Raw genomic sequence first — 23,831 nt, forward strand, 5'->3', positions numbered from 1 at the left:
GTTGCGCATGACTAATGAAATATATTTCAGGTACCTGTCGCATGGATCAAGTCCTCCATAAATTGAAATGATAAGGGGTCGCTGCCGAAGGTCAACGCGCCATGAGGCTGATAATTCTATTATTTCAAGCAATTAACAGCCTTAGGTATCATAGTTCAAATTCAGGTAATTTAGAAGGCGTTTCTTCCTTGTCTTTCTTAGCTGGAGCTTTTAAAAGGAATAATAATGGTAAGGCACATAACACGAGCCACATCATAAAGCGAAAATCCTGCAAATAAGCCATTAAGACGGCTTGGCGTGTGACTTCTGCGTTAAGGGAAACGAGACCGCTAAGTGAATTTAAGGGATAAATACCAGACTGGCTAGCCTGTTGTAAATTCATATTAAACGGGGTAATAAAGTTCGCATAGGCGGAATGATTTATTTGTGTGCTTTGGGCTAATTTGGTCATGACAATGGAAATTCCAATGCTGCTGCCGATGTTTCGTAATAGGCTAAATAAAGCCGTGCCATCATTCCGATATTGAGTCGGCAAGGTAGCAAAAGACAGGGTAGAAAGAGGCACAAAAATAAAACCTAAACCAAGCCCTTGAATGACGCCGCTGAAGACAATGTCATGGCCACTAATATCGGCATTGAATAGGGTCATCATCCATAAGGAGTAACAGGTAAGAATTAGGCCCAGAAAAATTTGGTAGCGCGTATCTACTTTCCCAGAGAGTTTACCTACAATCATCATGGCCGTCATGGTCCCTAGTCCGCGCGGAGCTAAGAGTAGTCCTACATCAATTACTGGGTAATTTAATAAGCCTTGCATGTAAGGTGGCATTAGTGCCATGGTCGCCAAAAGAATAATGCCGATAATAAAGATGAATACTAGTCCCACACTGAAGTTACGGTCTTTAAACATTGCGGGCTCAATAAATGGGCTGCGTGAGGTAAGGATATGGGCTACAAACAAGTACAAACAGATTAGCCCTATTAGTCCTTCAATGATAATTTCATCACTATTAAGCCAATCTAGAGATTCGCCACGATCTAAGAATAACTGTAATGCACCAATAGCAATACTTAAAAATGCAAAGCCCATTATGTCAAAATGCTTGCCAAGTTTGAGTTTATTTTCTTGTAGGTACATGGTTAAGCCTAACCAAGCAAAAATACCGAAGGGTAAATTAATATAGAATACCCAACGCCAATTGTAGTACTCCGTTAGCCAACCGCCTAATGATGGGCCAAGAATTGGGCCAACCATGACTCCCATGCCCCACATTGCCATAGCCGAGCCATGCTTTTCAGGGGGATAAGTATCCAGCAAAACCGATTGAGATAATGGTACTAAACTTGCGCCGAAAATTCCTTGCAGTAGACGGAATAAAATAATTTGCGGCAATGTTTGTGCTGCCCCACACAACATAGAGGCAACAGTGAAGCCAATAACTGACCAAATGAAAATACGCCGACGGCCGAAATGATCGCCTAAAAAACCAGTTAGCGGGGTGAAGATTGCTGCGGCAACGATATAGGAGGTAAGCACCCAAGAAATCTGTTCTTGCGTCGCTCCCATACCTCCTTGCATGTGAGGCAAAGCCACATTAGCAATGGTGGTATCTAGTGACTGCATTACGGTGGCAAGCATTATTGATAACGTAATGAATAGCCTATTTGTTGTGTTTGGGGTGGGCGTATTTTCTAGCATGATTATTTAAGCGCATAGCGTTTATGCTCTGTATCAATTTCTACCCAGGAACTCAACCCTGAGCGTAATTGAAGGCTCTTCTTGCTTTGATCCAATTGAATGCGTACCGCAACTCGCTGAGCGATCTTAACCCAGTTTCCCGTAGCATTTTGTGCTGGGATGATGGAAAACTCAGAGCCAGTCGCGGGACTTATACTTTGAACGATACCAGTCCATTTTTGCCCAGGGTAAATATCTATCGATACGGTTGCTTTTTGTCCTGGGTGTACGTAAGTTAGTTCTTTTTCTGTAAAATTAGCTTCAATCCACGGATGCTCATGTGCCACTAACGACATAGCAATGGCTCCTTGAGTTACATACTGCCCTTTCTTTGGGGGAATATTGATGGTTCCTGAAACAGGGGCTTTTACTTTGGTGTGTTCTAAATCAAGCTGCGCTTGTTCCAGCTCAGCTTTGGCCACCAGATACGTGGGATGTTGCTCTACTGGGGCATTAATGCTGCCTGCAAGTGACTCTGCTAGGCTTTGCAGGCTATGTTCTGTCGTTACAATTTGTTGCGCTGCAACTTCAGCACCTTCACTAGCTTCATCAAGGCTGGATTGAGAAGCAAAATGTTTTTCTGCTAGGTCTAATTGACGCTGCTTATTACGTAAAGAAAAATTATATTTGGTACGTGCCAAAGCGATTTCAGCCTTCTTTTCCAGATAATTAGCTTTGAGTGCTTTAATATCGATACTTACTTGGGCCAATTTAGATTCTGCTTTAGCTAGGGCAACTTTATAAGGGCGTTGATCGATGCGGTAAAGTAGCTGCCCCTTTTTCACCCTTTGGTTTTCTTGGACAAACACTTCTTGGATGACTCCTGAAACTTGGGGGCTAAGTGGGATCAGATCGGCTTTGACGTAGGCATTGTCTGTTGAAACATAACGACCACCGAAAAGGTATAAAACCATTCCTGAAACAAGTACAGTGGCAGGCACTACGACTAAGAGAATAAAGCGCTTAGACCAGAGTGTAGCCTTGGCTTCTCCTGGGATAGCAGATTCTTTTTGTGCGTTATGCATTTTCATCATATTTGATTCTGAGTTATCATTTATGTTCGTTATAATAACAGGTTTTTTATGCAAATCACTGAAAAATTAGCTGTCCCCGGCGAGCATCTTTTAACTTTACGCGGTGTGGTTGGTCAATTGGAAGCTGTTTTGACGGTTCCAGAGCAACGTGTTGCTAATTACATTGCTTTTTTGGGACACCCTCATTCGTTGCAGGGTGGGACAATGACCAATAAAGTAGTGACTACTTTAGCACGTACATTCAAGGACTTAGGCGTTCCCTCGTTGCGTTTTAATTTTCGCGGTGTTGGTAAGTCTGAGGGGGCGTACGATGCAGGGATTGGTGAAAGCGAAGATATGCTTTCTTTGGTGCAAGCCTGGAAAAAAGAGCAGCCTGAAGCACAGTTTATTTTTGCTGGTTTTTCTTTTGGTTCTTATGTGACTTATCGCGTGGCAGCGCAATGCGCACACCAGATTTTGATTAGCGTTGCGCCAGCTGTGCACCATTACGACTATAAGGAGTTTCGTTCCGCACCTTATCCTTGGCTAATTATTCAAGGCGAAGAGGATGAAGTGGTACCAGCGGATATGGTTTTTGATTTTGCGGCACAAGCTCAACCTGAAATACCGGTGATACGCTTTGCTGAGACAACTCATTTTTTCCATGGAAAGTTAATTGAGCTTAAAAATAAACTCACAGAGTATCTGCGTACACAGGTAACGCTCGTATGACATTGACGGCTTACTATGATGCCGCGATTGAACGTGGTGAGATTAATGATGATCCTTTGCAACGCGATATTTTGGCGCATATGGAGCGGCTTGCTCAGGATTTAGAAAAGGCAAACTCATCCTGGTTTTCCTGGATTCGCAAGCCTCATATTCAGGGTTTGTATATTTATGGACCTGTAGGTGCGGGAAAAACGTATCTGGTTGATCTTTTTTATGATCATATTGCGGAAAGTAAAAAAGCGCGTTTTCATTTTCATCATTTTATGCAACAAATTGATGCTCAGTTACGACGTTTACAAGGTCAAAAGGATCCCCTACGGCAGATTGCTAAAAACCTGTCTAAATCAATTCGAGTGTTATGTTTTGATGAGTTTTTAGTGCACGATGTAGCCTATGCTATGATTTTAGCGGAGCTCTTACAGGCTTTAATCTCGCATGGTGTCATCTTAGTTATTTCCTCGAATACTAAGCCTGACGATCTGTATAAAAACGGAGTGCATCGGAAGCGATTTTTGCCTGCGATTACGGCAATTAATAAAAATTGCCAGGTTTTAAATCTCAATGAGCTAAGAGATTATCGAGTAGGACGTGAACCATTAGTTGATGCTTATTTGTTTCCGTTGAGTCTGCAAACTCAACAAAAGATGGAGCAGCAATTTGTAAGCTTAGCGACGCCCACCCAAGGACCTGGGGTGATTTCGATCCAAAATCGTGATATTCCTTATTTGGAGCGGGGAGATAAATCCATTTGGTTTGACTTTAATGTATTGTGTAATTTGCCGCGCAGCCAGTTGGACTATTTAGAACTTGCAGATAAGTTTGATTCTATTTTTATCAGTGATGTGCCGGAGTTAACGGAGAATCATACTTTACAAGCAATTATGTTTATTCATTTTATTGATGTAATGTATGACCGCGGGGTTAATATTATTATTACCGCGGCAGTTGCTGTGGAGCAGCTGTATCTAAAGGGCGAGCTGCTGGAGATGTTTAAACGCACCCGTAGTCGACTGATGGAAATGCAATCGGTTGATTATTTAAGTCGCCATCCTAAGCGAGAAGTGCAGGAGATGGGGTAGGGCGTTAAGAGTATTTATGGGTTGGGCCCATGGCCCAACATTTAGTTCTAGTGTGACTCAAGGACTTGTTGCTCTTTTTGCTTCGCATAAATCATATGATGGTTAAAGCCCAGTCGTTCCATCACCGGGCTTCGGTATATTTTTATCTCATATCCTTTTTCTTCGAGAAAGGCGGCCATATGCTCAACGCGATGCTCAATATCATGAACCTCTATTGCCAACTGTTTTATGTTAGAAAACTGATGTGGGAAAATACTTTTAATGACTTCAAATTCAGCCCCCTCAACATCTACTTTTAAAAAATCGATGTGATTAATATTATGTTTCTCAATAAAACGTCCTAGAGATTCAAGTCGACATAGGACTTTGTGCGACGTTGTTCGCTTCTTATAATTCTTTTTAATAAAATACTTGCGCAGAAAAGGCAGATATTTTAATAGATAATATAATTTACGATCTCGCCGACTTGAGAGTTTCAACAAGGTGTCATAATTCAATTGAGGTTGAAAATTTGAAATAATTTTATCTTCAGGCCGATACGTTGCGGTAGCTGTTGCAGCCCCAAAAAGGGTAAATTCAACCGTGCATTCCTCAGCAACATTACCAATTCCCATATTATAAACCTGCACCTTTTCGCCAAAAGATGCTAAATTATTACGCAAACACTCAAATGTAGCAGGGATTGGTTCGAAGCTGTAGATTTTTACTTGTTCATCACATTGATATAAGGCATATAACGAAAAAATACCTATATTAGCACCTATATCAAAGACCACTGAATTGGGTTCTAAGGTTAAAAAATCTCGTAAATAAGCATCTAATCCATATATCTCTCTAATTAGGATAGAAACTTCAAGCTCATTTATATAGTACAACTCACCAATTGCGAATTCCTTTTTATTAGTCATTTTTTACTCTAAATGAGGATCGACTACATCGGATACATCTGTCGGTCTTTGGGTCATGCCAACTAATATTACGCGCTTACCTGTATGAGCTGTTTTTCCATGCAAGCAAGAGTAGTTATCAACAATCATTACATCACCTTTTTGCCATGGCGTCATTACTTGCTGCTCAAGCATTAATTGATTAATTATACTGATTTCATTTTTTGAAAAATGCTCTTCATTACCAAAACGAGCCATCAACGGTGATAAGCTAGGTAGTTGCATAATATAACGGGCAATGGGATTTTTAACCTTCAAACGAATAAAATTGGTGTTCGTGCTGTAATAACGATTAAGATTATGGCATTGATTAAACCAAACGACCTTATCTGATATTGGATGTTGACGATAAGGGGGCATTATTTTTTTAGTGATTAAGCCATTTCCTATAGTCCATTGATGTTGGTAAATTGTATCGGCAAGTATCTCATCAACGACGTTTTTTTCCTGCGTATCAAACTGTTCCATCCATGTTCTGCAATTAATTCCTCCTCCTATTTTGCGGATTAATTTCAGTTTTATTCCTTCGCCATAAAAATAGCGACAATACATAACACCATGAAGCTCCAATTTATTCTTTAGGGGCTCAGGAAGAGAAAGCCATAATTTATTACCATCAATTAAGGGGGTGAGGCCGCCTGTTTCAGAAGGTTGCGTGCAATTAAAATAGATATGGCTTGGCGTATCGTAGTCATAAGCTTTTTCATTATGCATCGGAATGCTTTTTTGAGTGTAATTGATGGAGGTATAAACGCCAGGTTGAATTTTTGTGCGAAGAACAGTACAAAAATCATAATTAAAAACAGTGCCCAGAGCACAGGCATTAATTACGTTTAAAAACTCATCAGGAGAATTGACTTGAAAATTACGTAATAATACGGCGCCATACTGCAATAACTGCTCCTGGAATAAGGTATTTTCCTCAGTAAGAAATTGCACTAGATGCTCTGCACTTAACTCTTTTTGGTCCTGAGGTTGTATAATTAAGGGGAGTTTCTCTTCATTCACAAAGCTGAAAGATACCTTAATTTTTTCCATAAAATCACCCTTATTGATGAACGATTACTAAAATTTATCTATATGGTTTCTGAGCGATAACAACGACACCTTCTCGGCCATCAAGAGTAACTTTTTTTGATAAATCTTTACGTGGATATAATTTAGCTTCTTTTATTATAAACCCTACATGCATTAATTCTCGACTTAATACTTTGTCGTCTAGAAAGTGTAATGTATCTGCTGCAGCATAACGGGCGAGTCTCCCGCTAATTAGTTGTTTTATTTCTTTAAAATAACCTGGCCATTGTTGATGTTCTCGAACACGTTGTTCATATATAGGGAGAAGATCTTTATAGATGGCACGATATGGGGAGGAGGATAAAATAAATAATAAGGCTCCGGGTTTTAGCCAACGATAAACTTTCATAAACCCTATAGGTAAATCCTCGGGAGCCAGATAGCCGAGCATATGGGCAATATAACAGCCAGCAATACTTTCATTAGCTAAATTAATATCTTGAGGAAATTCACCTGGTAATAAAGTTAAACGTGAACGACATCCTTCAGGAGTATTATTGTATAAAATATTGAGATGCCGTGGATCCAAATCATTAGCAATCAGTGTGGCCCCAGCTTTTAACGCTTCAATTGCGACAAAACCATAGGCTGCTCCTAGCTCTAAAACGGGATCTTTTTGGGACGCAGCATAGTGAATAAATTGTTTTGCATACTCATCAATATATGTTGAAGATGGTCCTTTCTTATTTAATGTTTTTACAAGATAACTGTTAGGATAACGATAGGGAGTTAAATCATCGTGCATGCAAAAACCTATTGATATGTATAATTTAAATGGTGAGTTAAAAAAATATCATTGTCAAATGAATAGGGTTTAGATAATAATTATTTTCATATATTTTACATAAGGATAAACCCTGTTGTCATCCATGAATAAAAATACGGAATGTTATCTCAAACATGCTTTGGAGATGCATTTTCCTGTTACATATAATTCTGAATTAGGCACATTAGAACTTGCTTTAGGTACAAAACACTATTTTTTTTTCGTGCTGTTACCCCTTTAAATAGTTACACCAATGCTTTTGTTTCCAAAAATAAATATGCCACTAATTTACTTCTGGAAAACGCTGGTATACCTGTACCTAACACGACGGTCATTTACCAGTCTCAATTTCAAAATGGAGAACTTGAAGAGATAATTTCCGAGTTGTCCTTTCCCTTGGTTGCCAAACCAGTCACCGGAGGCTTGGGGGAGGACGTGCTTTGCAACATACAGAATTTCACTCAGTTGGAAGAACATTTACGTGAGCAATTTTTGAAGTATGAGTCTTTATTGATTCAAGAATATCTTGGCAACTTACAATCTTATCGCGTTTTGGTATTAAAAAATAAGGTGATTGGCGTTGTCTTACGCCATCCAGCCCATGTAATTGGCGATGGCAAACATAATTTGCAAGAGCTCGTAGAAATAACCAATAAGCAACGGCAAAAAATAAATGACACTCTTGGTCCGATTTGCATTGATACAGAGTTTAATATTCGCTTAAATGAGCTAAATATTGATTTGAGTTATATTCCACCGACAGGGGAATGGGTTACTGTAGGTTATACTTCCAATGCGACTCGTGGTGGAACTTATATTTCCTTGGGAAAAAAGATTTGCAAGGAAAACAAGAATCTTTTTGTCCGCGCAGCCAAGGTATTGGGGTTGGCGTTAGTTGGTTTTGATGTGCAGTGCGCTGATATTAATGTGCCGCTTGACCACTCCAACGGAGCGATTATTGAGGCAAACCACGGACCCAGTGTGCGCATTCATGAGCAAGCAATGGATGGAATTCCTACCCCGGTTTGTAAAAAAATATTACGTACCTTAATTTACAAGCATCCTTTTGCCTACCTGTATAATTTATACCTAAATGCACCTATTGCCGTTTATATGAAAATTGGCTTTATCTTGGCGTTAGGTTATGGGCTTTATAAATTGTTATCCTGAGCAGGGAATGGGGCAATTGTTCAATGAATTATTTTTCTTAAATGAGAATGATTCTCGATATCATCTGTGTTAGAATATATATAACGTTTTTACCTCTTTTGATGATTCCATGACCAGAATAACTGAATTAGCCCAAGGTGACCGTGCTCGATTAGTGAGCTATGGGAGCACTGATGTGCAATACAGGCGTAGGCTTCTGTCTTTAGGAGTTACTTGTGGAACTGAATTTAGTGTTGTCCGAATGGCGCCTTTAGGCTGCCCCATCCAAATTGAAGTACGAGGCACCGCATTGACTTTGCGCAAGGAAGAGGCAAGCCAATTGATTTTGGAGCGTATATGACCCATGTTTTATTGGTAGGTAATCCGAATTGTGGCAAAACCACTTTATTCAATGCATTAACTGGTGATAATCAGCGTATTGGTAATTGGCCGGGCGTTACCGTCGAAAAGAAAACGGGGTCTTTTTCTATAGGAAAACAATTAATTAACATCACTGATTTACCGGGAGTTTACTCTTTAGTGGCTAACTCGGGTGGTGTGAGTCAGGATGAGCAAATTGCCGCCCAATCTGTTGCAACTATGCAGGCAGATTGCATTATTAATGTGGTTGATGCATGCCATTTAGAGCGCCATTTATATTTAACCAGCCAGATTTTAGAGCTGGGAAAACCAGTCATTATTGCTTTAAATATGATTGATATTGCCGAGCAGCGCGGTATTTCCATTGATGTGAATGCTTTAGCACAGCAGTTAGGTTGCCCGGTCATTGCGCTTCAGGCACATAAAAAAGTAGGGCTAGCTGCTCTAGAACAGACTTTGCTTAAAGTACCGCAAGTCATTTTGCCTTGGAGTCTTCCTTTAGCATCTTCAGTACAACAAGGCTTAATGGAGATAGAAAAGGCCTTAATCGCTGAAGGTTATAGCCAAGCACTCGCGTACTATTTTTCACGAAGAATAGCTGAGGGCGATGTGATTTTGGTCAATGAGCGGGTAACTCAGGCCTTATCTGCATTGAACAATAACGATTCGGGGCTTGATGTTTTATTGGCAGATGCTCGTTATCAGAAAATTCATGAGTTAGTTACTGCTGTGCAAAAAAAACGTAGTGATGCGAGTGAGAATTTTACCGCTAAGCTAGATCGTATTGTCTTGCATCGTTTTTGGGCTTTGCCAATCTTTTTTGGCATGATGTACCTCATGTTTTTATTTGCTATCAACATAGGCGGAGCATTCCAAGACTTTTTTGATATCAGTACCGATACCATTTTTGTGCAAGGGGTTGCTTGGCTAATGCAACAAATTCATGCGCCAAACTGGCTCATTGCCATTCTGGCAAATGGAATTGGAAAGGGGATTAATACCACGTTAACCTTTATTCCAGTAATAGCTGCTATGTTTTTCTTTTTATCTTTATTAGAAACATCTGGATACATGGCTCGAGCCGCTTTTGTTGTCGATAAAGTCATGCGTGTGTTGGGATTACCGGGTAAATCGTTTGTACCCATGATTGTTGGCTTTGGTTGTAATGTTCCTGCAATTATGGCTGCTCGTACTTTAGACTCAGAGCGCGATCGCCTCCTAACGGTTATGATGAGCCCCTTTATGTCATGCAGCGCACGCTTGGCCATTTATGCCGTATTTGTTGCTGCTTTTTTCCCTTCTGGCGGCCAAAATATCGTATTTTCGTTGTATCTGGTTGGTATTTTAATGGCGATTCTCACGGGATTTATTTTACGTAAATCCATGCTTAAAGGGCATTCTTCACCACTGATTTTAGAGTTGCCAGCATATCATAAACCGTCAATACGCCGCTTGTTCAAAGAAACCGCCATGCGGCTTCGTTTTTTTGTTCTGCGTGCAGGTAAATTAATTATTCCCATCTGCGTGATCTTAGGTGCTTTAAATGCAATGACCTTAGGTAGTGGTATTAATGCTACTGAGGGAAATAGCGAATCTTTATTATCGATAATGGGGCAATGGCTTACTCCTATATTTACCCCAATGGGGATTCATCCAGACAATTGGCCGGCGACGGTGGGCTTATTAACGGGAATGTTAGCTAAGGAAGTTGTGGTTGGTACGCTAAACTCTCTTTATGCACAAGCAGGACACTTAGGTGAAATTGCTGCAGCACATTTTGATTTTTGGAGTGGTATTAAGGCTGCTTTATGGTCTGTACCACAAAATTTATCACAACTAGGTAGCGCCTTTGCAAATCCTGTATTAGCGAGTGCTGCTGATAATTCTGTATCGCAGTCAGTCTATGGCATTATGGCTCAGCGTTTTGATGGACAAATTGGAGCTTATGCTTATTTGTTATTTGTTCTCCTATACATTCCATGTGTTTCCACAATGGCGGTTATTCGTCAGGAAGCAAATAAAAAATATATGTGGATGTCGGTTATTTGGTCCTTTGTTGTTGCTTATGTGGCTGCGGTCGGGTTTTATCAGGGAGCCAAATTTATTGAGCATTCGCCACACGGTTTCTATTGGCTTTGGATATCCATACTGATGTTTTTCTTGATTCCAACTTTATGGTATTTCAATAAACGTATAATGGGAGGGCGAAATGTTATTGCAAATACGTGATTATATTTGCCGCCAGGGAGTGGTCAGCACACAACAGTTAACTCGTGAGTTTCACCTGGATTTACCTGCCTTACAGCCAATGTTGGATCTTTGGGTTAAAAAAGGGGTAATTCGTAAATGCCAGGAAAAAGCGAATTGTCAGAGTACTTGTTTTAAATGTCGTATCAACGCACCTGAATATTATCAATATCAGGCGTAATGTATCCTTCAAGGCTTTTTTAATTTTGGCTTGAAACCGCATAGCCCGTAATACAGTATGAATTAGGCTTCACACCCGTATTACGCTGGGCTAATACGGGCTGCATAATCTTTGTCTTGACGACATACTTTGCGGCCTAATTACTGTTTTTATTGTTTTTTTACATCTTTTTTACCACTATGTAATTCAACTTTGATGCTCATTCTTGAAATTTGGGCTAATATATAATCATAAACAGAAGCATTACATTGGGTACTCATACATGGCCAATGAACCAGATGAAAGTAACATTGATCCTTTAGATAATATGCCCGAAGAGCGCAGCATTGATGTGCGCAAATTGGAAATGGAAGCTGATCTTAATGATCCCGTCGCCTTAGTTGAGCGGGTTTATCAGATTTGGTGGCACTGGGCTGATTTCCACCTTTATATTATTTCTCCTACTATTCCACCTGTATCTCCGCCTGTAGTGATTAAACCGGAACTTATACCAGGGACTCAGGAGTATGAATTTGTTTATGATATTCATGACTATGGCTCAAAACTCTCGACCTCGAAAGGCGAAGACATGATTAATTCAGGCATGTCCATGTGTAAGTTATTCTATACCATAGAAAAAATGATTTACATTCTGGTAGAGCGATTGAAGTCTGGAGGCGTGAGTACTGAAGTTGAAGTACAAGTTGCTTTTGGTGGGCACTTGTTATCACAAAGAAAAGCTTTTGAATCAATTATTAACTTGAATTATAACGTAGTTGTTACTAACTTCGACCCAGGTGCTTGGGGCGAGCGTTATCTGCAAATTGTAAAACAAAATGCCGAAAAATATGGTTACCCTCCAGAGGCACCACGGTCAACCTTTAAACAACCACATAAGTCTCCTGGTATGAAGATTTAAGAACCGCCCTCATCTTTTTCGCACTCTCGAATTACCTTGGTTTAACCACGGTAATTCGGTCTTGCATATTTTTATAAGCTCATTAGCCAAATAACTGAGAAAGTAAGTGCCATTTGTTGTTTCCAGCCAGGAGCGTGGTTAATAACATGACCTCTTAAGCGAAAATCTTCGTTGTAAGTAACCAGGCTACGCAAGCATATGGGTTGTTTCCCCTAATTCCGGTTAAATTTTAATCATTTAAACCGTTATATCTCCACACATTATGACTTAATCTTGCGTGATAAAAACAGAGTGCTATACTTCGCATTCGTGCGTCCTTTATCTAACTTTTCAAATTAAGGAAGAAACTAACAGTGAACAAAAAAAGACCCGTTAATCTTGATTTGGGTAGTTTAAAATTTCCCCCTATGGCAATCGCATCGATATTGCATAGGATTTCAGGGGTGGTTTTATTCCTATTATTGCCAGTAATGTTGTTTATTTTTGGTCAGTCAGTGCAATCAGCAGAGACTTTTGCTCAGATGAAGGCATTATTAACACATCCGTGCTATAAGTTGATCTTATGGGCCTTTGGGGCTGCATTGATTTATCACGTGCTCGCAGGTATCCGCCATATGATTATGGATTTGGGATTTGGTGAGCATCTTAGTGCTGGTCGGCGTACTGCTGTTTTAGTAATAGTTTTTGCCGTTATTTTGTCAATTTTACTAGGATTCTGGATATGGTAACTAATGTCACCAGCTTAACAGGCAATGGGTTAAAAGATTGGTTAGTTCAACGTGTTACAGCAGTATATTTCGCTGCGTATGTGTTTTTCTTTTTTGGATTTTTATTGTTGCATCCGGGATTGAGTTATGAACAATGGCATAGCTTATTTACCAATCCAGTGGTGCAAATTGCAACTGCTTTAGCATTGTTTGCATTAACGTTGCATGCCTGGATAGGTATCTGGACAGTAACTACCGATTATATGAAATGTACTGTTTTACGTTTATCAGTACAGATGTTGGTTCTTTTATGGCTCCTTAGTCAATTGATTTGGGGCTTCTTGATCCTTTGGGGGCGGTAAGCATGGCTATTGCACGGAATACATTTGATGCAGTAATTATTGGTGCTGGCGGTGCTGGAATGCGCGCTGCACTACAGATGGCAAACTCTGGTTTAAAAGTTGCACTTTTATCTAAAGTATTTCCAACGCGTTCACATACAGTTTCAGCTCAAGGGGGTATTACTTGTGCTTTAGGAAACTCGCATGAAGATGATTGGCGTTGGCATATGTATGACACTGTAAAAGGGGCTGATTACATCGGCGACCAAGACAGTATTGAGTATTTATGTAAAACAGGCCCAGAAGCTGTTTATGAATTAGAACATATGGGCTTACCGTTTTCACGCATGGACAATGGTAAAATTTACCAACGTCAGTTTGGTGGACAGTCTAAGAATTTTGGTGGCGAGCAAGCGGCTCGTACCTGTGCTGCTGCAGACCGTACAGGGCATGCCTTACTTCACACCTTATACCAACAAAATTTAAAAGCGAAAACTCACGTTTTTAGTGAGTGGTATGCTTTAGATTTCGTTAAAAATGCAGCAGGTCGTATCTCTGGTGTTACGGCAATGAGCATTGAAACTGGTGAGGTGGTATTTTTCCAATCCCGCGTATGTATTTTAGCTACTGGTGGTGCGGGTCGTATTTATCAGTCGACTACAAATGCCTTTATTAATACAGGCGATGGTTTTGGTATGGCATTAAGAGCCGGCATTCCATTACAAGATATGGAAATGTGGCAGTTCCATCCTACAGGAATCGCTGGTGCTGGTACTCTAGTCACCGAAGGTTGTCGTGGAGAGGGCGGATATCTTATTAACAAAGATGGCGAGCGTTTTATGGAGCGTTATGCGCCTCGAGTTAAAGATTTGGCGTCACGTGATGTAGTTGCCCGTTCTATGTCTTTAGAAATGCGTGCAGGCAAAGGTTTTGATCCAGGCGGTGTTGATTACGTTAAGTTGAAGTTGGATCATTTAGGTGCGGATTTGATTATGTCGCGTTTACCAGGAATTCGCGAATTATCGATGAAATTTGCCGGTGTTGACCCAATTGTTGAACCAATTCCTGTAGTACCAACATGCCATTACAGTATGGGTGGTATACCGACTAATGTGCATGGTCAGGTTATTAGTAAATCGAATGGCGAAGAACATATTGTCGAAGGCTTGTACGCGGTAGGTGAGTGTGCTTGCGTGTCTGTGCATGGGGCTAACCGTTTAGGTGGAAATTCTTTATTAGACTTAGTCGTGTTTGGTCGTGCTGCTGGAATTCATGTTGAAGAATTATGGCAATCCAATAATTTACCTGATATGGCTTACATCAGTGATGAAGACGTTGCTGCATCTTTGGTTCGTTACAACCGTTGGAATGAATCTAAAGAGGGTGAGAGCATTGCGGTGATTCGTGCTGACATGCAACGCGTAATGCAAGAAGATTTCGGTGTATTCCGTACTGGTGAAGTTATGGAATCTGGCTTAAAACGTTTAGAAGCATTACGTGAGCGTTTGAAGCATGCGAAGCTGGAAGATAAAAGTCAGGTCTTTAATACCGATCGTGTGAGTGCTTTAGAGTTAGATAACTTAATGGCTACCGCTTATGCGACAGCACATTCTGCAATCGTTCGCACCGAAAGCCGTGGAGCACACAGTCGTGAAGACTACCCACAGCGTGATGATGCCAATTGGATTAAACACATACTGTACTTTGAGGAAGGTGAAGTAATCGATTTTCGTCCGGTTAATGCATCACCTAAACATATTGCGCCTTTTGAGCCGAAAGAACGCGTTTACTAAAGAGGATATATCAGAATGTCAGATAATAGAAATTTGACTTTATCAATTTATCGCTATAATCCTGATGTGGATGCTAAGCCTTATATGCAAGATTATCAGTTAACGATACCGGCTAAAAGCGATCCGATGTTGTTGACCTTACTTGAGCGTTTGAAAGACGAGCAGGATTCTACCATTACCTACAGAAGATCATGCCGTGAAGGGGTATGTGGTTCTGATGGTATGAACATTAATGGAACCAATGGCTTGGCCTGTATTACTCACGTCTCTCAGTTAAAGACGGATAAAATTGTTATTCGTCCTTTACCTGGCTTCCCAGTGATTCGGGATTTAGCAGTTGATATGTCTCAGTTTTATCAACAATATGAGCGTATTGAACCTTATTTACAAAATGATCAGGTCGCTCCAGCTCAAGAACGTTTGCAATCTCCGGAAGAGCGAGCACAACTTGATGGACTCTATGAATGTATTTTGTGTGCATGCTGCACCAGTTCATGTCCTTCTTTCTGGTGGAATCCAGAGAAATTTGTAGGCCCTGCAGGATTATTACAGGCCCGCCGTTTTTTAGCAGACAGTCGCGATACTGCAACAAATCATCGTTTGGAAAAATTACAAGATCCATTCAGTGTGTTCCGTTGCCGTACCATTATGAATTGTACGAATGTTTGCCCGAAGGGACTCAACCCAACTAAAGCGATTGCAGAAATTCGCACGCAAATGTTGAGACAGGAAACCTAATCGCAGTAATGATTCAGTAACTACCCCTTCGATAACGAAGGGGTGGAGTCGTTACATAAACCTTTAGCTACACCCTTTGGAGAACGATAATGAGCAGTTCCAATCTGCAAAATGAATGGGCTTCTTCCTACTTGTCTGGTGGAAGTATGGCTTACGTTGATAGTCTTTATGAAGATTATCTTGCTGACCCTGATTCGGTTCCTGCCGATTGGCGAGCAGTATTTAGCGCCTTACCTAAGGTTAATGGTTCTAATCAAGAGCTATCTCATCGTGATATTCGCGAATATTTTTTGCAGAATGCGGACAAGAAGGCTGCTCATGTTGTTCAATCTGGAGATAGCCACCAATATGAAGTGGCTAGTTTAATTAATGATTTCAGAGCGTTAGGGCATCTTGCTGCAAGCCTCGATCCATTGGAAATGACTGAGCGCCCAGTCGTCCCTAATTTAGATTTGAATTATCATAATTTGACCAACGTAGATAAAAATCGCAAGTTCTTTGCGGGCACTTCCTTTAACGGTCCAGAAATGGCGTTAAATGAAATCTATGACGCTTTACGCGAAACCTATTGTGGTAGCATTGGTATCGAATACATGCACATTTCTGACACTGCAGAAACTTCATGGCTACAAAAGAAAATGGAATCTGTACGTGGACGCGCTACTTTTGACGCCGCAAAAAAAATGGAAATTTTAAAGGACTTAATTGCCGCTGACGGTTTAGAGCGTTACTTAGGTACTCGTTATGTAGGACAAAAGCGCTTTTCATTAGAAGGGGGAGATTCTTTAATCCCAATGATGAAAGAAATTATTAATTGCGCTGGCAAGGATAATGTAAAAGAATTGATCATTGGGATGGCACATCGTGGACGTTTAAACGTATTAGTGAACGTCTTAGGTAAAGAACCTAATGTGCTCTTCCAGGAATTTGAAGGCAAAATTAAATACGAGCGTACCGGGGATGTGAAATACCATCTTGGTTATTCTTCTGATATTAAAACAGCTTCAGGCAATGTATTGCATTTAGCTCTAGCCTTTAACCCATCTCATTTAGAAATTATCGGCCCAGTAGTTGAGGGTTCGGTGCGTGCACGTTTAAATCGCCGTAATGACTTAGAGAAGAAAGATTCCGTAGTTCCTGTGGTAATTCATGGGGATGCTGCTTTTGCCGGTCAAGGCGTGGTGATGGAAACCTTTAACTTTTCTCAGGCCCGTGGTTACTCAACTGGGGGTACGGTCCACATCGTCATCAATAACCAGATTGGTTTTACGACCAGCAATCCTTTGGATGCTCGTTCTACACTTTATTGTACTGATGTTGCTAAGATGGTTCAGGCGCCAGTCATCCATGTGAATGGTGATGATCCTGAAGCAGTTGTGTTTGCCACCCAAATCGCCTTTGATTTCCGTATGAAATTTAATCGCGACGTGGTTATTGATCTTGTATGTTATCGTCGTCACGGCCACAACGAGGCTGATGAACCCGCAGTAACACAACCCGCAATGTATAAGAAAATTAAATCCATGCGCCCATTGCGTGAATTGTATGCAGAAAAGTTAATTCAACAAGGTTTGTTAACTGCTAAAGATGCAGAGCAACTCGTTGATGCTTATCGTGACGGCCTCGATCAAGGTAAGCCCGTAGTTAACCTAGTGCATGGCGATTACGAAGGTAAATACGCGATGGACTGGAGTCCTTTCATTAATGGCAAGTGGACTGATAAAGCAGATACCACCATTACTAAAGGTGACTTACAAAAACTCACCAAGCAATTAAATGATTTGCCGGAAGGTTTCTCTTTGCATCCCGTAGTACAACGTTTATTAGGTGAGCGTGACAAGATGACTGCAGGTGAATTACCGATGAACTGGGGTTATGCAGAGACTCTGGCTTACGCAAGTCTAATTCAAGAAGGTTATGGTGTTCGTTTGTCAGGTCAAGATTGTGGCCGAGGAACCTTTGCACATCGCCATGCTGTATTACATGATATTGAAACCGGTGACTCATTTACACCTTTAGAGCATATTTCGAATGGACATGGTCGTGGTTTTTCTGTCATTGATTCCGTGCTATCTGAAGAAGCAGTATTGGCATTTGAATACGGTTTCGCTTGTTCCGAGCCTAACTATTTAGTGCTTTGGGAAGCTCAGTTTGGTGACTTTGCTAATGGTGCACAAGTTGTTATTGACCAATTTATTAGCTCTGGTGAGCAAAAATGGGGTCGTTTAAGTGGTTTAGTGATGTTATTACCCCATGGTTACGAAGGCCAAGGACCGGAGCATTCATCTGCACGCTTAGAGCGTTTCATGCAACTTTGTGCGCAGCATAACATACAGGTTTGTACACCAACTACCCCGGCGCAGATCTTCCACTTATTAAGAAGACAAGTGATTCGTGATTTCCGCAAACCATTGATTGTGATGACACCAAAGAGCTTATTACGTCATAAGTTAGCTGTATCACCTCTAGAAGACTTATTTAAAGGCAAATTCCATACGATTATTCCGGAAATTGATGCCTTAGATGCAGAAAAAGTAACGAAAGTGGTGCTTTGTGGTGGAAAGGTTTATTATGACTTATTACAAATGCGTCGTGATAAAAACTTGGATCATGTTGCGATTGTACGAATTGAGCAAATGTATCCATTCCCTAAAAAAGCACTTATTGCCGAGATTAATAAGTATCCAAATGCTAAAGATGTAGTCTGGTGTCAGGAAGAGCCACAAAACCAAGGTGTTTGGTTCTCTTCTCAGCATAATATGAAAGATTGTTTACGCCCTGAGCAATCATTGCAGTATGCAGGACGAGAATTTGCTGCGGCACCAGCCGTAGGTAGTCCCGCCTTGCATGCACAACAACAATTGGCATTAGTTGAACAAGCGTTGTTAGGATAGTTTTTAGACTATTGCTGTCTGGTGTTTGCTCCAGGCAGCGCTCTCTTAAATGAATTTAATAAAATAAGAAGGTATAACCATGTCCATTGAAGTTAAAGTACCTGTACTGCCTGAGTCGGTTGCTGATGCAACTGTAGCTGCTTGGCATAAAAAAGTAGGTGATAAAGTTACTCGTGATGAAAATCTATTGGATCTGGAAACAGATAAAGTAGTTCTTGAGGTACCAGCTCCTGCTGACGGCGTGCTCAGTGAAATTCTTTTCCAAACTGGAGACACTGTAACTTCGGGCCAACTCCTAGCAAAAATCACTGCAGGTGCCACAACTCCTGCGGCTGCTGAGACTACTAAGCCTGAAGAAAAAGCTGCTGCAAGCAGCGCTGAGGTTAGTGCTCATGAAGATAAATCAACCAGTCCAGTTGTACGTCGTATGATGGCAGAGCATGATTTACAACCAGGTCAAATTCCAGGAAGTGGTAAAGACGGTCGTATTACCAAAGACGATGTTCTTTCTTATATTGAATCCAATCGTGGTAAAGCTGCTCCAGCAGCCAGCAAATCAGCCCCTGCCCCAGTAGCGGCAATGGGAGCTCGTGAAGAGCGTCGTGTACCAATGACTCGTTTAAGAGCAAAAATTGCTGAGCGCTTACTAGAGGCGCAACATAATGCCGCGATGTTAACTACCTTTAACGAAGTTAACTTAAAAGCGGTAATGGATATGCGCGCTCAATATAAAGACGGTTTTGAGAAGAAGCATGGCGTTAAACTTGGTTTTATGTCGTTTTTCACTAAAGCAGTGGTTGAGTCATTAAAGCGTTTTCCTGCAGTGAATGCATCTATTGATGGCCAAGATGTGGTTTATCATGGCTTCTATGATATTGGTATTGCCGTATCTACTGAACGCGGATTAGTAGTACCCGTGATCCGTGATGCAGATCAAATGAGCATGGCTGAAATTGAAATGGCAATTAACGATGCCGCCAGCCGCGCGCGACAAGGTAAATTGTCTATGGAAGAAATGCAAGGTGGTACTTTCACCATTACTAATGGTGGGGTGTTCGGTTCATTATTGGCAACGCCTATTATTAACCCACCACAAACAGGTATTCTTGGTATGCATAAAATCGAAGACCGACCTGTAGTTGAGAAAGGTGAGATTGTTATTCGTCCAATGATGTATGTCGCTTTATCTTATGACCATCGTTTAATTGATGGAAAAGATTCCGTACAGTTCTTGGTGAGTGTTAAAGAGTTATTGGAAGATCCTGCTCGTCTTTTACTTAATGTTTAATAATCACAATTAACAGCAAGCCCGTGTTTGCGGGTTTTGCTTTTTTATAAAGGTAATTGCAATGAATTTACATGAATACCAAGCCAAACAATTATTTGCTAGCTACAACTTACCTGTACCAAATGGCCAAGTAGCTTATACAGTTGAAGATGCACTACAAGTTGCTTCTCAATTATCAACGAAACGTTGGGTTGTTAAAGCACAAGTACATGCGGGTGGCCGCGGAAAAGCGGGCGGTGTTAAATTAGTTTCTGACCGTGATGAATTAGCTGCAGCAGTTAAAGCATTACTTGGAACTCGTCTGGTAACTTATCAAACAGATGCGCATGGACAACCGGTTAATGCCGTATTGGTCGAAGAAACATGTGACATTGATCGTGAATTATACCTTGGTGCGGTTGTGGATAGAGCAACACGCCGTGTAGTCATTATGGCGTCTACTGAAGGTGGCGTTGAGATTGAAAAAGTAGCTGAAGAAACTCCAGAGAAAATCTTCAAAGTAGTTGTAGACCCATTAGTTGGTGTTATGCCATTTCAAGGTCGTGAAGCTGGATTTAAATTAGGCCTGAAAGATGACCAAATCAAACAATTTACTCAGTTAATGATGGGCTTGGGTAAAATGTTTGTTGAATGTGATTTAAGCTTATTAGAGATCAACCCATTAGTTGTTACTAAATCAGGACAATTACTGTGTCTGGATGGAAAAATCAATATTGATGGCAATGCTTTATACCGCCAACCAAAATTAAAAGGCATGCGCGATACATCGCAAGAAGATGAGCGTGAAAACCGCGCTAGTGATTGGGAATTAAACTACATTCCTCTTGATGGTTCAATTGGTTGTATGGTTAATGGTGCAGGCTTGGCAATGGCGACTATGGACGTGATTAAGCTTCACGGTGGTGAGCCAGCAAACTTCCTGGACGTAGGTGGTGGTGCAACCAAAGAGCGTGTTAGTGAAGCATTAAAAATTATTTTATCTGACGATAAAGTTAAAGGTATTTTAGTGAATATTTTCGGTGGTATCGTTCGTTGCGACCTTATTGCTGATGGTATTTTGGCTGCAGTAAAAGAAGTCGATGTTAAGATCCCTGTAGTCGTTCGATTGGAAGGAAATAACGCTCAATTAGGCGCTGACATTTTAAATAAGAGTGATTTAAACGTAATTGCTGCGACCAGTTTAACTGATGCTGCGAAGAAAATTGTGGCAGCTGTTGCTTAATTAATTGATTGCTATAGAGCGATTGCCTGCAGCATTAGTCTGCAGGCTTAAACTAAATTTCGAGGTCAACAATGAGTGTATTAGTTAATAAAGAAACCAAAGTACTATGCCAGGGATTTACTGGTAAGCAAGGAACCTACCATTCAGAGCAAGCAATTGAATATGGAACGCGTATGGTTGGTGGGGTGACCCCAGGTAAAGGTGGCCAAACACATTTAGGCTTGCCTGTGTTTAATACAATGCGTGATGCGGTAGAAGCAACCAATGCTGATGCAACAGTGATTTATGTTCCAGCACCATTTTGCAAAGACTCTATCATTGAAGCCGCTGATGCAGGAATTAAGTTAATTGTTTGTATTACTGAAGGTGTTCCTGTTCTTGATATGTTAGAGGTTAAAGTTTACTTAGAGAACAATACTCAAGCTCGTTTAATTGGACCAAACTGCCCAGGAATTATTACTCCAGGTGAATGTAAAATTGGTATTATGCCAGGTTCAATTCATTTACCAGGTAAAGTAGGTATTGTTTCTCGTTCAGGTACTTTAACTTATGAAGCCGTTAAGCAAACTACTGATAAAGGCTTTGGACAAAGTACGTGTATCGGTATCGGTGGCGATCCAATTCCAGGAACTAACTTTATCGATGCATTAGCTTTATTTGAAAAAGACCCACAAACTGAAGCGATTATTATGGTTGGTGAAATTGGTGGTTCTGCAGAAGAAGAAGCTGCTGAATACATTAAATCTAATATTAGCAAGCCGGTTGTATCGTACATCGCTGGTGTTACAGCACCTGCGGGTAAGCGTATGGGCCATGCTGGTGCGATTATTTCTGGTGGTAAAGGTACTGCCGCTGAGAAATACGCTGCGCTAGAAGCTGCTGGCGTAAAAACTGTTCGTTCTCCTGCCGATTTAGGCGATGCAATTGCAGAGGTAACTGGCTGGTAAGGTATCTTGAGCTGTAGGTTGGGCCATCGGCCCAACCTACAGCAATAAATAGGCTCCTTAACCCATCCAGGCAACAGTGTTTTTCAAAATGGATGTAACACCATGACAAATTTTCGAAGTATTGCTGATATAAGACGTGATTATGGTGAATTAAAACTGCAAGACCAGAATATCCCTGATGATCCGATTGAACAGTTTCACTTATGGTTCGCCGATGTTTTAAAAAATGAAACCAATGATCCTACTGCAATGGTACTTGCTACGGTAGATAGCAATGGCCACCCTGACTCCAGAGTTGTTTTATTAAAAGGTTTGGAGGATGGCAATTATGTTTTTTACACTAACTATCAAAGCAGCAAGGCAATCCAGCTGCAACATAAACCTTACGCAGCACTTAATTTTTATTGGCCACAAATGGCTAGACAAGTTCGCATACGAGGGCACGTACAGAAAGTAAGCCAGGAGCAATCCAATACTTATTTTTCATCAAGACCCATAAAAAGCCAATTTAGCGCGATTGCATCACCTCAAAGCCATGAAATTTCCAGCAGGGAAATGTTGGAACAATCATTAAACGATTTAATTCAACAATATGGGCAGGAACCTGTATTGCGACCTGAATATTGGGGGGGGTATATGGTTATCCCTGAAGAGATTGAGTTTTGGCAAGGAAGAGACAACCGTTTACACGATCGAATTCATTACTACCGGCAAGAAGGACGCTGGCAGCACCATCGCCTGGCACCCTAACGGCAAAATTTGTCGGCAACGTAATTTTGCCTGTCGATTCACTTTAAGGAATTCGCCGTCTCCATAAATTCTCGGATTTCGCTTCGCTGCCTCCAGGCTTCGAGTAGGTCGGGCCCATGGCCGGAGGCAGAACAGAGGCTTTAATGCTCAGAGCAATTGGAAAATATCGGCCTATGGGCCTGACCTATACTCAGATAAAACCCCTACTATTCAATATCTTAAAAAATAATTTCATAAAATAAAAAAGTTGGCCTGCTAATTGCATCTATATATATAGAAATCATAAAACAGAATTAAGTACATAGTTTTTGAAGAAATTGTCAAAAATGAGTAAAGGTTTCTAATTTGGCTGTTACTAGTATTTTAAAGTCGTAAAATTGCTTTAAGTGCAGAAATTATCGACATGAAAAGATAAAGAATTGCACACAGCTTTAATAATAATACAACTTGGAGTATCACAGTTGAGCTTGGGAAAATACATACAGGATACATAAATTGAGGGTACAATCATGAACGACATTACTGCCTTACTACCACATATTAAATTACGTTTTAACATTGATCATCCAAGCCATGAAGAGAGCTATGCCTTAGGATATGAGTGTGCGTTAGCTTATGCGGCAGAGGAAGATAATCCTTTTCCTAAGGGATCTAAAGAAGCCGAGCATTGGTTAGAAGGATGGTGGGATGCGTTATCTGGTGATGAGCCTTTATTTGATATTAGTGCGTATTCACAAGAAGAAGATTCATTAGAGCCAGAAATAGCTGCAAACGATCAGCAATATTGCCAAAAGCATGGGTTCTTATCACTGGTAATTGAAATCAGTGGGGCAATAGCCGCCTCTGCGTTCGTTGGCTATCAATTATTTGAGTTAGTAGCCTAATCAGGCTACTAACTCAGTTGAGAGCTATTCATCAGCGGTAGACTTGGTTATAATTTGCC

22 protein-coding genes are annotated in these 23,831 nt (G+C 40.8%); 17 read left to right on the top strand and 5 right to left on the bottom strand.

What is annotated here, in order from left to right; translation table 11 throughout:
- Positions 1-148 precede the first annotated feature (148 nt).
- Positions 149-1,639 carry a DHA2 family efflux MFS transporter permease subunit gene (locus J2N86_RS03185; RefSeq protein ID WP_252580962.1) on the bottom strand — a complete coding sequence of 497 codons (1,491 nt, stop codon included), beginning with the start codon at positions 1,637-1,639 and terminating at the stop codon, positions 149-151.
- Between the two features lie 62 nt (positions 1,640-1,701).
- A complete protein-coding gene (locus tag J2N86_RS03190) occupies positions 1,702-2,772 on the bottom strand; it encodes an HlyD family secretion protein (protein WP_252580964.1) in 1,071 nt (356 codons plus the stop codon).
- Positions 2,773-2,820: 48 nt separating this feature from the next.
- Between J2N86_RS03190 and J2N86_RS03195 the strand changes: the two genes are divergently transcribed.
- Both J2N86_RS03195 and zapE read left to right on the top strand, forming a co-directional pair.
- Entirely contained in the window at positions 2,821-3,483 is a 663-nt protein-coding gene (locus tag J2N86_RS03195; protein ID WP_252580965.1) for an alpha/beta hydrolase, read from the top strand.
- On the top strand, positions 3,480-4,562 hold the full coding sequence (gene zapE, locus J2N86_RS03200; protein WP_252580967.1) for a cell division protein ZapE: 1,083 nt from the start codon (positions 3,480-3,482) through the stop codon (positions 4,560-4,562). The genes J2N86_RS03195 and zapE overlap by 4 nt, the downstream gene beginning before the upstream one ends.
- Positions 4,563-4,609: 47 nt before the next feature.
- Here the strand turns inward: zapE and J2N86_RS03205 are convergent, their stop codons facing one another.
- From J2N86_RS03205 to J2N86_RS03215, 3 genes are read right to left on the bottom strand one after another with little or no spacing between them, the layout of a single operon-like run.
- The gene (locus J2N86_RS03205; RefSeq protein WP_252580969.1) at positions 4,610-5,470 is read right to left on the bottom strand and encodes an FkbM family methyltransferase; all 861 of its coding nucleotides are present in this window, start codon (positions 5,468-5,470) and stop codon (positions 4,610-4,612) included.
- A gap of 3 nt (positions 5,471-5,473) precedes the next feature.
- Positions 5,474-6,547 carry a TauD/TfdA family dioxygenase gene (locus tag J2N86_RS03210; RefSeq protein WP_252580971.1) on the bottom strand — a complete coding sequence of 358 codons (1,074 nt, stop codon included), beginning with the start codon at positions 6,545-6,547 and terminating at the stop codon, positions 5,474-5,476.
- 34 nt (positions 6,548-6,581) lie between these two features.
- Complete coding sequence (locus tag J2N86_RS03215) at positions 6,582-7,331, bottom strand: class I SAM-dependent methyltransferase (RefSeq protein WP_252580973.1); 750 nt, start codon at positions 7,329-7,331, stop codon at positions 6,582-6,584.
- A gap of 330 nt (positions 7,332-7,661) precedes the next feature.
- Here J2N86_RS03215 and J2N86_RS03220 point away from each other — a divergent pair, with 330 nt between their 5' ends.
- The 15 genes from J2N86_RS03220 (at position 7,662) to J2N86_RS03290 (ending at position 23,772) form a co-directional block, all read left to right on the top strand.
- Complete coding sequence (locus tag J2N86_RS03220; protein WP_252582341.1) at positions 7,662-8,522, top strand: UDP-N-acetylmuramyl peptide synthase; 861 nt, start codon at positions 7,662-7,664, stop codon at positions 8,520-8,522.
- A gap of 109 nt (positions 8,523-8,631) precedes the next feature.
- Entirely contained in the window at positions 8,632-8,862 is a 231-nt protein-coding gene (locus tag J2N86_RS03225) for a FeoA family protein (RefSeq protein WP_252580974.1), read from the top strand.
- Positions 8,859-11,111, top strand: a complete 2,253-nt coding sequence (gene feoB, locus J2N86_RS03230; protein WP_252580975.1) for a Fe(2+) transporter permease subunit FeoB — start codon at positions 8,859-8,861, stop codon at positions 11,109-11,111. Before J2N86_RS03225 ends, feoB begins: the two co-directional genes overlap by 4 nt.
- Positions 11,092-11,310 (top strand): FeoC-like transcriptional regulator, encoded by a 219-nt coding sequence (locus J2N86_RS03235; protein ID WP_252580976.1) that lies wholly within the window; start codon positions 11,092-11,094, stop codon positions 11,308-11,310. Before feoB ends, J2N86_RS03235 begins: the two co-directional genes overlap by 20 nt.
- A gap of 262 nt (positions 11,311-11,572) precedes the next feature.
- Entirely contained in the window at positions 11,573-12,208 is a 636-nt protein-coding gene (locus J2N86_RS03240; protein ID WP_407658967.1) for a virulence factor, read from the top strand.
- A 353-nt stretch (positions 12,209-12,561) separates the two neighbouring features.
- Positions 12,562-12,936, top strand: a complete 375-nt coding sequence (sdhC, locus tag J2N86_RS03245) for a succinate dehydrogenase, cytochrome b556 subunit (RefSeq protein WP_252580977.1) — start codon at positions 12,562-12,564, stop codon at positions 12,934-12,936.
- Positions 12,930-13,277, top strand: a complete 348-nt coding sequence (sdhD, locus tag J2N86_RS03250) for a succinate dehydrogenase, hydrophobic membrane anchor protein (RefSeq protein ID WP_133136622.1) — start codon at positions 12,930-12,932, stop codon at positions 13,275-13,277. The genes sdhC and sdhD overlap by 7 nt, the downstream gene beginning before the upstream one ends.
- A 2-nt stretch (positions 13,278-13,279) precedes the next feature.
- Entirely contained in the window at positions 13,280-15,049 is a 1,770-nt protein-coding gene (gene sdhA, locus J2N86_RS03255) for a succinate dehydrogenase flavoprotein subunit (protein ID WP_252580978.1), read from the top strand.
- A 15-nt stretch (positions 15,050-15,064) separates the two neighbouring features.
- Positions 15,065-15,787 (top strand): succinate dehydrogenase iron-sulfur subunit, encoded by a 723-nt coding sequence (locus J2N86_RS03260; RefSeq protein ID WP_252580979.1) that lies wholly within the window; start codon positions 15,065-15,067, stop codon positions 15,785-15,787.
- An 89-nt stretch (positions 15,788-15,876) separates the two neighbouring features.
- Positions 15,877-18,681 (top strand): 2-oxoglutarate dehydrogenase E1 component, encoded by a 2,805-nt coding sequence (locus J2N86_RS03265; protein ID WP_252580980.1) that lies wholly within the window; start codon positions 15,877-15,879, stop codon positions 18,679-18,681.
- Positions 18,682-18,760: 79 nt separating this feature from the next.
- Entirely contained in the window at positions 18,761-19,969 is a 1,209-nt protein-coding gene (gene odhB, locus J2N86_RS03270) for a 2-oxoglutarate dehydrogenase complex dihydrolipoyllysine-residue succinyltransferase (protein ID WP_252580981.1), read from the top strand.
- 61 nt (positions 19,970-20,030) lie between these two features.
- Positions 20,031-21,191, top strand: a complete 1,161-nt coding sequence (sucC, locus tag J2N86_RS03275; protein ID WP_133136627.1) for an ADP-forming succinate--CoA ligase subunit beta — start codon at positions 20,031-20,033, stop codon at positions 21,189-21,191.
- A 71-nt stretch (positions 21,192-21,262) separates the two neighbouring features.
- Positions 21,263-22,138: a succinate--CoA ligase subunit alpha gene (sucD, locus tag J2N86_RS03280; RefSeq protein ID WP_252580982.1), complete on the top strand. Its 876-nt coding sequence runs from the start codon at positions 21,263-21,265 to the stop codon at positions 22,136-22,138.
- Between the two features lie 102 nt (positions 22,139-22,240).
- On the top strand, positions 22,241-22,888 hold the full coding sequence (pdxH, locus tag J2N86_RS03285) for a pyridoxamine 5'-phosphate oxidase (RefSeq protein WP_252580983.1): 648 nt from the start codon (positions 22,241-22,243) through the stop codon (positions 22,886-22,888).
- Between the two features lie 509 nt (positions 22,889-23,397).
- Complete coding sequence (locus J2N86_RS03290; protein WP_252580984.1) at positions 23,398-23,772, top strand: transmission trait enhancer LetE; 375 nt, start codon at positions 23,398-23,400, stop codon at positions 23,770-23,772.
- Positions 23,773-23,831: the final 59 nt, after the last annotated feature.

Source organism: Legionella lytica, from assembly GCF_023921225.1.
GTDB classification, from domain to species: Bacteria; Pseudomonadota; Gammaproteobacteria; order Legionellales; family Legionellaceae; genus Legionella; species Legionella lytica.